At 75.7% G+C, this 12,617-nt stretch carries 9 protein-coding genes; all 9 read left to right on the top strand.

Annotated features, from left to right (window positions below; genetic code table 11):
• Positions 1-81: 81 nt before the first annotated feature.
• The 9 genes from WC326_07515 (at position 82) to WC326_07475 (ending at position 12,617) form a co-directional block, all read left to right on the top strand.
• Positions 82-522 (top strand): YraN family protein, encoded by a 441-nt coding sequence (locus tag WC326_07515; GenBank protein ID MFA7330905.1) that lies wholly within the window; start codon positions 82-84, stop codon positions 520-522.
• Positions 515-2,953 (top strand): DNA internalization-related competence protein ComEC/Rec2, encoded by a 2,439-nt coding sequence (locus WC326_07510; GenBank protein MFA7330904.1) that lies wholly within the window; start codon positions 515-517, stop codon positions 2,951-2,953. The genes WC326_07515 and WC326_07510 overlap by 8 nt, the downstream gene beginning before the upstream one ends.
• A 73-nt stretch (positions 2,954-3,026) precedes the next feature.
• Positions 3,027-5,012, top strand: a complete 1,986-nt coding sequence (locus WC326_07505; protein MFA7330903.1) for a hypothetical protein — start codon at positions 3,027-3,029, stop codon at positions 5,010-5,012.
• Between the two features lie 323 nt (positions 5,013-5,335).
• On the top strand, positions 5,336-6,037 hold the full coding sequence (locus tag WC326_07500; GenBank protein ID MFA7330902.1) for a TetR/AcrR family transcriptional regulator: 702 nt from the start codon (positions 5,336-5,338) through the stop codon (positions 6,035-6,037).
• On the top strand, positions 6,034-7,104 hold the full coding sequence (gene aroF, locus WC326_07495) for a 3-deoxy-7-phosphoheptulonate synthase (protein MFA7330901.1): 1,071 nt from the start codon (positions 6,034-6,036) through the stop codon (positions 7,102-7,104). The genes WC326_07500 and aroF overlap by 4 nt, the downstream gene beginning before the upstream one ends.
• The gene (locus WC326_07490; protein MFA7330900.1) at positions 7,095-8,387 is read left to right on the top strand and encodes an isochorismate synthase; all 1,293 of its coding nucleotides are present in this window, start codon (positions 7,095-7,097) and stop codon (positions 8,385-8,387) included. Before aroF ends, WC326_07490 begins: the two co-directional genes overlap by 10 nt.
• Complete coding sequence (menD, locus tag WC326_07485) at positions 8,384-10,837, top strand: 2-succinyl-5-enolpyruvyl-6-hydroxy-3-cyclohexene-1-carboxylic-acid synthase (protein ID MFA7330899.1); 2,454 nt, start codon at positions 8,384-8,386, stop codon at positions 10,835-10,837. The genes WC326_07490 and menD overlap by 4 nt, the downstream gene beginning before the upstream one ends.
• A gap of 14 nt (positions 10,838-10,851) precedes the next feature.
• A complete protein-coding gene (gene menB, locus WC326_07480) occupies positions 10,852-11,688 on the top strand; it encodes a 1,4-dihydroxy-2-naphthoyl-CoA synthase (GenBank protein MFA7330898.1) in 837 nt (278 codons plus the stop codon).
• A gap of 29 nt (positions 11,689-11,717) precedes the next feature.
• On the top strand, positions 11,718-12,617 hold the full coding sequence (locus WC326_07475; GenBank protein MFA7330897.1) for a 1,4-dihydroxy-2-naphthoate polyprenyltransferase: 900 nt from the start codon (positions 11,718-11,720) through the stop codon (positions 12,615-12,617).

Below are 12,617 nucleotides of genomic sequence, written 5' to 3'. Positions count from 1 at the left end.
TCCGCCGGCCCGTTTTCCTTGCTGCAACCCCGGCCCCGGCGCGGCCGTTGGGACCCCTCCACGAAGACAAGGAGCGGGACCATGGCCAGACGACCGGGCGCGGCGCAGCAGGGGATGCTGGACGGAATGGAATGCTGCCGGCGCCGGGGCCAGCGGGGGGAGGACCTGGCCGCCGACTGGCTGGAGGCGCGCGGCTTCCGGATTCTCAAACGCAACCTGCGGCGCCGCCAGGCCGGCGAAGTGGACCTGCTGGCCGAGCGGGACGGCGTCCTGCACGTGGTGGAGGTGAAGTGCGGGCGCGGGCCGCTGGAGCTGCTGCTGGAGCGCGTGGACGAGCGCAAACTGCGCCTGCTGCTCAAGACCCTGGCCCGCTCGGGCTGGCTGGAGGGCGGCCCCGGCCGGCCGACCCACTGTCGCGTGGACGTGCTGCTCGTGCAGCTGGACCCCCAGGGTCCGCAGCTCCACTTCCTGGAGGATCTCTGTCCGCCCGAGCTGCGCTGGGAGGGTGGGGCGGATGTCTGAGCCGCGGCCGGAGCGTCCGCACCTGCCCCGCGTGCACGCCTGGTTGTTGGGCGGGACGCTGGCCGGGGCGCTGCTCTGGCGCGTGCTGCCCGCCCCGCCGCCCGGGGCCTGGCTGGTGCTGCCCGTCCTGCTGCTGGCTCCCAACCTGCGGCGCGGCGCGGGCAGCCTGCGGCTCGGCCTGGCCCTGCTCCTGCTCTTCTGGCTGACCCACGGCACGCCGAGCGGGGATTCGCGTCCGCCCTCCGCTGCGCCCGCTCCGCGGGCCGACGGATCCCAGAGCGCGGCCCTGCTGCTGCGTCCGCTGGTCGACGGCGGCGAATCCTTAAGCGAGCTGCGCCGGCAATCGGAGGACGGGCCACCCCTGCACCGTCCGCTGGTCTGCGCGGCCTGGGCCTGCCGGGACTCGGGCTGGCAGGCCCTGCCCGGGCGGTTGGAGGTCTGGCCGCGGGAGAGACGCTGCCCGCCCCTGCGCTCCGCGGGCGCGTGGCTGCTGGTGCGTCGGCCCGGGCACGACGAGCCGCTCTGGGAGCCTTTCCGGCCGCCCCCGGCGCCCCACGCCCCCGATCGCCGCGCCCAGGGCTGGAGCCGCGGGCGCTGTGGCCGGCTGGGACTGGACACCACGCGCGTCCTGCTGCGCGCGGTGGCCGGTGCCCCGCCCGTCGCCCCGCCGGGCTGGAGTGCGCGGCTGCGGGCCTGGTGCGCGCGCCGCCTGCTCTGCGGTTCGGGCACAGGCGGTCCCTGGTTGGTGGCCGTGCTGCTGGGGGAAACCGCCTGGCTGCCGCCTTACGACGTCGCCGTCTGGCAGGCGACGGGGCTGGCCCACCTGCTGGCCGTCTCGGGCCTGAACGTGGGCGTGCTGGCCCTCACGTTGGGCCAGGGCCTGGGCCCGCTGCCGGTGCCGGGCCTCGTGCGCGACCTGCTGCTGGCCGGCCTGCTCGGACTCTACGTGCCCCTGGCCGGCAACCAGGTCTCGGTGGAGCGGGCCGTGGGCATGGCCCTGCTGCTGCTGGCCGCGCGCCGCCTGGGCCGTCCGCTGGGCGGACTCTCCGTGCTGGCCTTGGCGGCCACCTGCGCGCTCTGGCTGGATCCGGGCGAGCTGGTCCGCCCGGGCTTCCAGATGAGTTACGGCGCGGTGGCCGGCCTGCTGCTGGGAATGGGCGCCGGCGCCCCGCCGGTGGCCGGCCGGCTGCGGCGCGGGCTGCGCGCCCTGGCCACCGCCCTGCGCGTGACCCTGGCCGCCCAGGCCGGCACGCTGCTCACCCAGCTGGCCTGTTTCGGCGTGCTGCCCCTGAGCGGCGTGCTGCTCAACCTGGCCGCCGTGCCGCTCTCGTCCGCGTTGACCGTGGGCGGCTTTCTCCACCTCTGGCTGCCCCTGCCCGGCGAGCCGCTGGGCGCGCTGAACGAGGTCCTGGCGGGTCTGATCGTCTGGCTGGCCCGGCGCACGCCCGTGCTCAGCCTGAGCTGGGATCCGCACCCCCTGCAACTGCTGCTGCTGGGTCTGGCCCTGGCCGCGCTGCTCTGGCCGGGCGCCCGGTGCCGCTGGAGCTGGCCCCTGGCGGCGGGCCTGACCCTGGCGGCGGCCGACCTGCTGCCCGCGCTGGACCGGCCCCGTTCCGCCGTCTGCCTGCTGGACGTGGGGCAGGGGGACGCGCTCCTGGTGCGCAGCCCCGCCGGACGGGCCGTGCTGGTGGACGCGGGCTGGTCCAATCCCTTCACGCCGGACCGCCGGGGCGCGGAACTGGCCCGGGCGCTGGGCCGCCTGCACGCCGGCCCGCTGGACTGGCTTGTGCTCACGCATCCGGACCAGGACCACCTGGGGGGCGCGGCCGGCCTGCTGGCGGAGATCCCCGTGCGGCGCGTGCTCTGGAACGGCGAGTGGAAGGCCAATGCGCCCCAGGACCGTCTGCGTGCGCAGTTGGAGCGTCAGTCGCTGCCGCTGGTGGAGGCGCGTCCCGGCCAGTGGCTGCAACTGGAGCCGGGCTGGCGGCTGGGCGTGCTGGGTCCGCCGCCGCCGACCCAGGGGCTGGAAGGCAACGAGCGCAGCATCGTGCTGCGGCTCGAGACACCCCGGGACACTCTGCTCTTCACCGGCGACATGGGTCACGAGGAGGAGCGGCGCCTGGCGGACTGGGGCCCCTGGTGGCGGGCCGGCACGCTCAAGCTGGGCCACCACGGGTCGCGCGGCTCCAGCAGCCCGGAGTTGCTGGCGGCGGTGGCTCCCCGCCGGGCCTGGATCTCCTGCGGCCGGGGCAACCGCTACGGCCATCCCCACCCGACGATCCTGGCGCGCCTGTCCGAGCGGGGCGTGGCGAGCTGGCGCACCGATGAACAGGGCTGGCTCTGGCAGGGACTGGAAGCGGACGCGGCCCGGCCGGCACGGGCGCTGCCGCGGCCCCGCCTGCGCTGGCAGCCGGCCGCCGGCCCTCCCTAGCTGCGCGCATCCCGCTCCGCCGGATCCTCCCGGGCGCCAACCGCAGTCCTGGATTCACGGATAGGGAGACGACATGAAACACGGAGTGGTCGGACTGCTGCTGCTGATCCTGCGCGTGCAGGCGGCGCTGCATTTCTCGGAGGACTGGCAGGGAGCCGTTGTCTGGCCGGGCGGCCGGGCGGCCTGGGGCGCGCACCACGTCTGGCTGGCGACGGGCACCACCGACGCAGCGCACGAAGAGGGGTTTCCGGCCGGCGTGGTGGCTGTGATTCCAACCCCGGCGGGGCCCTGGGCCGTGCTGGCGGACGGCCGGCTGGCCGGCCTGGCCGCGGCCTCGCCCCAGATCTGGCAGGCGGACCGGCTCTGTCTGGCCGCGGAAGCCGCCGGACCCGCCGCCTGCTGGCTGCTGGGCGCCGCCAGCCTGCGCCGCGTGGCCCTGCACGGGCTCTCCTCACCGGAGATCCTGGAACTGATTCCCCTGCCCGGCGAGCCGGGGGCGCGCGAATTGCGCGTGGCGGAGGGCCGCCCCTGGCTGCGGCTGGGCGGGCGGATCTGGCGCCTGGGCGGCGGCGGACTGCGCCCCGTGGCGGAGCTTCCGGCGGACTGGCGCGACTGGTGCCCGCGCCAGGACCGCCTGCTGGGGCTGGACCCCGGCGGCCGGCTGCGCTGGCTGGACGACGACGGCGGGCATCCGCCGGTCTTCGATGGGGCGTCCGGCGGGCGACCCGAGTGGCCGTGCTGGCGCCGGCTGCGGGCCACGCCCGCCGGCCTCTGGCTGCAGGACGTGGCGGGGGGCTGGTGGCTCTGGGAGCGGGACGTGGAGCCCCGGGCCGTGCTGCCCGCTCCGGAGGCCGGGGCGCAGTGGCTGCCCGTGCAGCCGGACCTGAGTCTGCGCCAGGATGCCCGGCAGCGCGGCTGGTGGCGGCCGGGACCGGCGGGTTGGCGCGGGGAGCTGGAACTGGAGCGGCCTCCCGCTCTGCTGGATCGCCTGCCGCGCTGGACCTCCGATTGGCGGCTGGCCGCGGACGGCGGGTTGGAGCGGCGGGTGGGCGGGCGCTGGGACCGGGTGCGGCAGGCCCGGGGGCCGCGCGGCCTGCTGCCCGCCGGAGCCGGTCCGCTGCTGCTGGACGCCGAGGGCCTCTGGGCCTACGCGGACGAGGGCGGGTCGCTGGGCGGTTGGCCGGCTCCGGGCCTGCGCTGCGCCGCCCCCCTGGAGGACCACGTGCTGGTGGCGGACAGCGCGGGGCTTCACACTCTCTCCACGGAGGACTCGCCGCCGCGCGAGCTGCACGCGCTGCCCCTGGCGGGCTGCCAGAGCCTGAGCGCCGCGCCGCTCTGGGCGGCGGCCTGGGCCGGGGGCCGGATCTGGCTGCTGGAGCGCTGGAATCCCGCCGCGCCGCGCCTGGTGGACGGGCGGGCCGCGCCGCCGGAGCTGACTGGCCTGCTGCTCCTGGAGGACCGGCTCTTCCTGCTGCAGCCCGACCACGTGCGGGTCTGGAGTTGCGGAGCCGGCCACTGGGAGGAGACGGAGCCGGCGTTGGAACTGCCCGGGGCCCGCTGGGCCTGTGCGCGGGGGGCGGACCGGCTCCTGACCCTGGACGAAGCCGGCTGCCTGCGTCAGTACCGGCTCTGGGACAACCTGCCCGTCCGCGAGGAGTGGCGCCGCGACCTGCCGCTCACCGGCGCCCTGCGGCTGGCCCGGGACAGCCTGCGCGTGACGGGTGCCGCAGGCTGGCTGGATCTGGCCCTGCCCGCGCTGGCGGACCCGCTGCCGCCCGACCGGCCTGCCCGGCTGGCCGCGCGGGCCGCTGGACCGGCCTTGCGCCAGGAGGCCCGGGCCCTGGTGCTGAACTGGCCCGACGCGGGCCGGGCCCCGGCGGTCCTGGTCCTGCACGATCTGCTCGGTCGGCAACTGGCTCGCGTGCCCGTGCAGGCCGGCCGGGCGCGGCTGGAACTGGGAGCGCGGGCGGCGGGCTGCTATTTCCTGAGCGAGCTGGAGGCCGACGGGCGCCTCCGTTCCAGCCAGACGCTGCGCTGGCCGCTGGAGTGGGGGAATTGAACCCAGGCGGGGCCTTTCCCCCGAAGCGGGGCATTTCCCTCGGACGGCAAATGGGATAAGTGGTTGCCGGTCAACTGACTCGCACTTGGCACGGTGTCTGCATTCTCCTCTGGCGTCGGTGTGGGAGCCGACCGGTCTGCGTGGGAGCGGCCTGCGGCAGACAGGGTTTCCCGTGGGAAGCCACGTTTTGTGGGGATGAGTCAGGGCGCGGTGACGCGCCCTCGCTCGTTTTTGGCGCGGCCCTCCGGCCCGGGTCTTGAAGAGCGGCCCGGACCGCGCTACCTTGACCGGGTGGTCAATGACCGCTTGGTCAAGGAGCCGAGATGCCTGTTTCCCTGCCTTTCCCGAATCCCGCTTCCCCGCCGCCCGCGGGGGAGAGTCCGGGCACACCCCTCTGGCATTCGCTGCCCGCCGGCAAGCGCGAACTGGTCGTGCAGGCCGCGGTGGAGGAGTTCGCCAGCCACGGCTACGAGGGCGCCTCCCTCAACACGGTGGTCCGCCAGGCCGGCATCAGCAAGGGCAGCCTGTTCACCTACTTTCCCAGCAAGGCCGTGCTCTTCGACGCCCTGGTGCGGCTGGCCGCGGGCGGCATCCGCGAGGACCTGCGGGCCCTGCGCGACCGCACGCGGCAGGAGAGCTTCGCCCAGCGGCTGGAGGCGCTGGTCCGCACGGGCCTGGACTTCCTCGAGCAGCGGCCCCAGTTGGCGCGCATCTGGTTTCGCGTGCTGCCCGGCAGCCAGGTGCCGCTGGGTCGCCGGCAAGTGGAGGCTCTGCGCCGCCGCAGCCGGGACTTCCTGGAGGAGCTGATCCGCGAAGGCCAGGAGCGCGGCGAGCTGCGCGGGGACCTGGAGGCCGGCCGGCTGGCCTTCCTGCTCAACCTGCACCTGGAAGCCCTGCTCAACGCTTGGCAGGAGCGGGACCAGCAGCTCGAGGTCGAGCCCGGCCCCGGGCGCGAGGAGCTGGTGCGCGATTTTCTGGCCCTGACCCTGCGCGGCATGGCCCACCAACCGGAGGGCGCCGCATGAGCGCGCGGCTGCTGATCCTCGAACTGCCGCCCGGAGCCGAGCCCGGCGCCGAGCTGTTGCGGCGGCTGGAGGAGGCGGAGCTGGACTACCAGCACATCCAGGCGGACTGGACGAGTTTCCTGCGCGTGCCCTGGCCCGCGGGCGGACGGCGGGCGGATGACGAAGCGCCGGATGCGGCGGCCTGGCGGCTGCCGGGCGTGCGGCGGGCCTGGTGGCAACCGGAACCCTTCGTGCTGGCCGGACGCGCCTGGCAGGCGGCGGACAGCTGCCTCGAGGCCCGCGGGCACCGGCTGGGCGGCGGGGATCTGCAGCTGATCGCTGGTCCCTGCAGCGTGGAGAGCCTGGAGCAGATGCGCGAAGTGGCGGCCGCGGCGGCTGCGGCCGGCGCGGGTTGGCTGCGCGGCGGCGCCTTCAAGCCCCGCACCAGTCCCTACCACTTCCAGGGGCTGGGGGCCGCGGCCCTGGACCACCTGCGCCGCGCGGCCGACGAGCACGGCCTGGCCGTGATCACCGAGCTGCTGGATCCCCGCGACCTGGCGCGCGTGGCCGAGCACAGCGACGTGATCCAGGTGGGCTCGCGCAACGCGCAGAATTATCCGCTGCTGAAGGAGCTGGGCCGCTGCGGCCGACCCGTGCTGCTCAAGCGCGGCTTCGGCAGCACCCTCGAGGAGACTGTGTTGGCCGCCGAGTACGTCATGAGCCACGGCAACCCCCACGTCGCCCTCTGCGAGCGCGGCATCCGCTCCTTCGAAAGCGCCACGCGCTTCACCTTCGACATCAACGCCCTGCCCTGGCTGAAACAGCGCGTCCATCTGCCGCTGGTGGCGGATCCCTCCCACGGGACGGGGGACGCGACGCTGGTGCCCGCCGTGGCCCGGGCGGCGCTGGCCGCGGGCGCCGACGGCATCATGCTCGAGATCCATCCGCGGCCCGCCCAGTCCTTCAGCGACGCGGCCCAGGCCCTGACCCTGGACGCCTTCGCCGGGCTGGCGCGCCAGCTGCTGAGCCTGGACCGCTTCCTCAAGGCCGAGTGTGGCGCCGCGCGGGAGGCGGGTTCGTGGACCTGAGTTCCGCCCGGCGCGCCATGGCGGAGTGGTTGCGGGCCTGCGGCCCGGGGCCGCAGGAAGGCTTCGTGGCCGCGCCCGCCCTCGCGCCCCCCGCCGGTTTCCAGCGGGCGTCGGCGCGTCTGCCCCAGGCCCGGTTGGGTCCAGGGCGCTGGGGCCTGGATGCGATCTGGCGCCGGGAGGGCCTCGATCCGGGACTACTGGATTGCCCCGCCCCCGTGGCCACGCGCTGGTTCAGCCTGCGCTTCGATCCGCAGGGGGAGCCGGACGCCCGCTGGCGTTCCTTCGGCCGCGTGCGGGTCTGGACCCCCCGGCTGGAGTGGCGCGCCGGGGTGGGGCTCTTTCTGCGGCTGGAGGACGGCGCGGATCCGCGGGAGCGCCGGCGCTGCCGGCAGCTGCTGGATCTGCTGGATCCGGCGGAAGATCCGGCGCGAATCCCGACCTGGACGGCGCTGGAGCCGCCGGCGGAGAGCGCCGGGGCGTGCCGGGCCTGGCAGCGGCAAGTGGAACAGGTCCTGGCCACTCTGACCCGGCCGGGTGCGGAATTGGACAAGGTCGTGCTGGCCCGGCGCCGTGGATTGCAGGTGGCGCGTGCGGACCTCGCGCCCGACTGGCTGGCGCGGCTGGCCCGGGCCCAGCCCGAGAGCTGGCCGTATCAGCTCAGTTGGGGCGGGCCCGTCTGGCTGGGCGCCAGTCCCGAGCGCCTGTTCACGCGCCGGGGCCGGCAGCTCGAGGCCCAGGCCCTGGCGGGCACGCGACCCCGCGGCGCCGACATGGCCCGGGACCGGCGGCTGGGCCGCGAGCTGCTGCATTCGGACAAGGAGCGGCGCGAGCACGCCGTGGTGCGGGACTGGCTGCGCGAGCGCCTGACGGAGCTAACGGGCGTCCCACCCGCCGCCCGCGGCCCGCGCCTGCGCCGCCTGGCCAGCCTGCAGCACCTGGAGAGCCGCCTCAGCCTGCGCCTGCCCGCCGACGTGACGGACGGCGCCCTGCTCGCGGCCCTGCACCCAACCCCCGCGCTCTGCGGCCGGCCCCGGGGCGCCGCCCTGGCCCTGCTGCGCGAGCTGGAGCCCCACGACCGCGGCCTCTACGGCGGCGTGCTGGGCTTTCGCGACAACGGCGGCTGCGAGGCCCGGGTGGCGATCCGCGGCGCCCTGCTGCAGGGCCGCCGGATTTGGCTCTGGAGCGGGGCCGGGCTGGTGGCGGGCAGCGATCCGGGGGACGAATGGCGCGAGACGACGGACAAGCAGCAGGCACTGCTGCAAGCCTGGGGGAGGCCGGCATGAGCCCGCTGGAGCAGTCCCGCCGCGTGCTGGAGCAGCTGGTGCAGGCCGGGGCGGGTTTTGCCGCCCATGCGCCCGGGGCGCGGGATCTGCCGCTGCTGGCCGCCCTGCGTGAACGGCCGGAGCTGGAACGCGTGGACTGCCTGGACGAGCGCGCGGCGGGCTATCTGGCCCTGGGTTGGATCCGCGGCCGCGCCCTCTCGGACCCGGCCGCCGGACTGCCACCGGCGCTGGTGGTCTGCACCTCGGGCGGCGCGGCGCTCAACCTGCTGCCCGCGGCGGCGGAGGCCAGCGAATCCGGCCTGCCGCTGATTCTGCTGACCGCCGACCGGCCGGAAGAGGAGATCGGGCGCGGCGCCAACCAGACCGTCGACCAGTTCGGGCCCTTCACCCCGCTGGTGCGCGCCCAGCTGCGGCTGGATCCCGGGCGGCCGGGCTGGGCCGCTGAGTTGGAGCGCGTGCTGGCCGACCTGCGCCGGCGACCCGGCGCCCTGCAGCTCAACCTGGCCTTCCGCGAGCCCCTGCTGGCGGATCTTGCGGACCCGCCCGTCGTCCCGGCGCTCGCGCCGGCCCTGTCTGCCGAGAACCTTCCGCTGCCCGAGTCCCTGGGCGAATTGTGGGCCGCCGGACCGGCCCAGGCCCGGCGCGGCCTGGTCTGGGCCTGCGACCTGCCGCGGCTGGCGGATCGCCAGGCCGCCCGCGCGCTGGCCCTGCGACTGGGCTGGCCCCTCTTGACCGACGGCGGCAGCGGACTCTGGGGCCAGTGGCCTGGCGGGCCGCTGATCCTGCGCCAGGGCGAGGACCTGCTGCCCCTTCTGGCGAACTGTGACTTCGTGCTCCAGCTGGGCAAGCGGCCGGTGAGCCGGCGCCTGCTGGAGGCCCTGCACCGGCGGCCGGGGGTGGTGGTGGACGAGCACCCGGGCCCGCAGGACCCGCTGGGTCTGGGGCGCGAGCGCTGGCGCTGCCGGCCGGCCGCGCTGCTGGCCGCGTTGCTGGTCGGGGCCTGGTCCACGGGCACGCCCGACCCCGGCTGGAGCGCGGCGTTGGGGGCCGCCCAGCGCCGGGCCGCTTGCCGGCGCAGCGCCGTGTTACATGCGCCGCCGCGACTCTCGGAGGCTACAGTGGTCCGCCACCTGCTGGCCCAGCTGCCTGCGGGCTGCGGCCTCTTCGCCGGCAACAGCCTGCCCGTGCGGCTGCTGGACCAGTGGCTGGGCGGGCTGGAGCACGACGTGCCCGTCGCGGGGAACCGCGGCCTGTCGGGCATCGACGGTCAGCTGGCCTGCGCCCAGGGCTTCCAGCGCGGGCTGGGCCGGCCCGCCGTGGCCCTGCTGGGGGATCTGAGCCTGCTCCACGACCTCTCCAGCCTGGCCCTGCTGGCCCGGGAGCGCACGCCCCTCTTGGTGCTGGTCCTGCACAACGACGGCGGCGGGATCTTCCGCCTGCACCCGGACTCGGCCGACCACCCCTGGGCGTGGAGCTCCCACGGCCTGCGGCTGGTGGAGCCCGCCCGGGCGCTGGGTCTGGAGGCCGCCCGCCCGGCGGATCCGGAACAGCTGGATCTGGCGCTGGAAGGCTGGCGCGAGCGGCCCCGCCCGCTGCTGCTGGAGCTGCGCGTGGAAGGCGCCGACCACGCCCGGCGCACGCGCCGGCTGGCGGCGGCAGCGATTCAGGCCGCTCCCGCCGGGCCGGCGCGGCGCGTCTGGCTGCACGGCTTTCTGGGCGCTCCGGACGATTGGGATGAGGTGCGGAGCCGGCTGGGACCGGCCCCGGGTCTCGAAGCCTTGCCGGTGCTGCCCGGCCACGGACTCCGACCCACGCCGGTCCCGGAGCGGCTGGAAGGCTGGCTGGACGCGCTGCTGGAGGAACTGGCCGGCGACGATCCGCTGGAGCTGATCGGCTATTCGCTGGGAGCCCGGCTGGCGCTGCGGCTGGCGCTGCGGCTGGCGCTGCGGCTGCCGGGACGCGTGCGCCGGCTGGCCCTGCTGGGGGCCGGCGTGGGCCTGCCCGGCGCGCAGGAGCGCGTGCGCCGCGCGCGCCTGGACGACGAGCGGGCGGAGCAGTTGCGCGCGCAGGGCCTGGCCGCCTTCCTGGACGACTGGTACGCCCAGCCGCTCTTCGCCACGCTGCGTGCCCGGCCGCGCTTCGCGGAGTGGCGCGCACGCCGGGAGCAGGGCGACGCGGCGGCCCTGGCCCGCGCCCTGGCGGTGGCCAGTCCCGGCCGCCAGCCCGATCTCTGGCCGCGGCTGGGCGGGCTGGCCCTGCCCGTCCTCTGGCTGGCCGGCGAGCACGACGCGCCCTACGCGGCGGCCCTGGAGCGGGCGGCGGCGCGCTGTCCCGACGGCCGGGCGGCCCGTGTGCCGGGGGCCGGCCACGCCGCCCACCTGGAAGAGCCGGCGGCCCTGGCCCGGCTGCTGGGCGAGTTCCTGGCCGCTGACAGCGAACACACCGCATGAACCGGGAGGATTCCATGAGCGAACTCTGGCAGGCCGTGGGCGAGTGGAGCGACATCCGCTGCGACTTCGGCGTGGAGGGCGGCCCGGCGGCGGGCATCGCCCGGCTGACCATCAACCGACCCGAGCGCCACAACGCCTTCCGTCCCCTGACGGTGAGCGAGCTGCGGCGCGCGCTGGACCTGGCCCGGGAGGACTCCCGGGTGGGCGTGGTGATCTTGACCGGCGCCGGGGACCGGGCTTTCTGCTCGGGCGGCGACCAGAAGATCCGCGGCGACGCGGGCTACGCGGACGAAGGTGGAGTGGAGCGCCTGAACGTGCTGGACCTCCAGCGCGAGATCCGCAGCTGCCCCAAGCCTGTGGTGGCCATGGTGGCCGGCTGGGCCATCGGCGGCGGCCACGTGCTGCACCTGGTCTGCGACCTGACCATCGCCGCGGACAACGCGCGCTTCGGCCAGACCGGCCCCAAGGTGGGCTCCTTCGACGGCGGCTTCGGCGCCAGCTACCTGGCCCGCGTGGTGGGGCAGAAGAAGGCGCGCGAGATCTGGTTCCTCTGCCGCCAGTACGACGCGCGCCAGGCCCTGGAGATGGGGCTGGTGAACACCGTCGTGCCGCTGGAGCACCTGGAGGAGGAGACCCTGCAGTGGTGCCGCGAGATGCTGGCCCACAGTCCGCTGGCCCTGCGCTGTCTGAAGAGCGCGCTCAACGCCGACTGCGACGGCCAGGCCGGCCTGCAGGAGCTGGCGGGCAACGCCACGCTGCTGTACTACATGAGCGCCGAGGCCCAGGAGGGGCGCGACGCCTGGGTGCAGAAGCGCCCGCCGGACTTCGGGCAGTTTCCGCGCCGACCCTGACAGGTCCTCGGACAACGCTGGAGGAACCCATGAGCGAGCTCCTGGCCGCCTGGTGGAGTGCAGCCCGTCCCAAGACCCTCTGGGCAGGCGTGGCCCCCGTGTTGATGGGCACGGCTGTGGCCCGCTTCGAGGGCGGCCTGCATCTGCCGGCGGCGGCGGCCGCGCTGGTCTGCGCGCTCTTGATCCAGGTGGGCACCAACCTGGCCAACGACTACTTCGACGCCCGCAAGGGCGCCGACACGGCCGAGCGCCTGGGGCCGCGCCGCGGCCTGCAACACGGCCGGCTCACGCTGGCCCAGGTGCGCACGGGCTTTCTGGTCTGCTTCGCGCTGGCCGTCCTGCTGGGCGCCTACCTGCTGGCCCGCGGCGGCTGGCCCATCCTCTGGATCGGGCTGAGCAGCGTGGCTCTGGGCGTGCTCTACACCGGCGGACCCGCGCCCCTGGCCTACCTGGGACTGGGTGACATCTTCGCCTTCGCCTGGTTCGGGCCCATCGCCGTGGCGGGCACGACCTATGTCCAGACCCTGGCCTGGTCCACGCCCGCGCTGCTGGGCGGGCTGGCGGCGGGCTGCTTCTCCGTGGCCATTCTCACGGTGAACAACTTCCGTGACCTGGAGCAGGATCGGGCGGCAGGCAAGCACACGCTGGCCGTGCGCTTCGGCGCGGACTTCGCGCGCTGGGAGTTCCGGCTGGCCCTGCTGGCGGCCGCGCTGCTGCCCCTTGTCCTGCTGCTGCGCGCCGGGCAGCCCCAGGGCCTGCTGACGCCCGCCCTGTTGCTGCTGGCCCTGCTGCCCCTGCTTTGGCGGACCCTGCCCGCCCAGCCCCGGCGCGACGCGCGCTTCGGCGATGCCATGAACCGCCTGCTGGCCCTGACCGGCAAGCTCGAACTGCTCTACGCCCTGCTGTTCAGCGCGGCCTATTGGCTGTGA

The organism is Candidatus Delongbacteria bacterium (genome assembly GCA_041675285.1).
Lineage (GTDB): Bacteria > CAIWAD01 > CAIWAD01 > CAIWAD01 > CAIWAD01 > CAIWAD01.
This window is presented reverse-complemented; position numbering and strand designations above follow the sequence as displayed.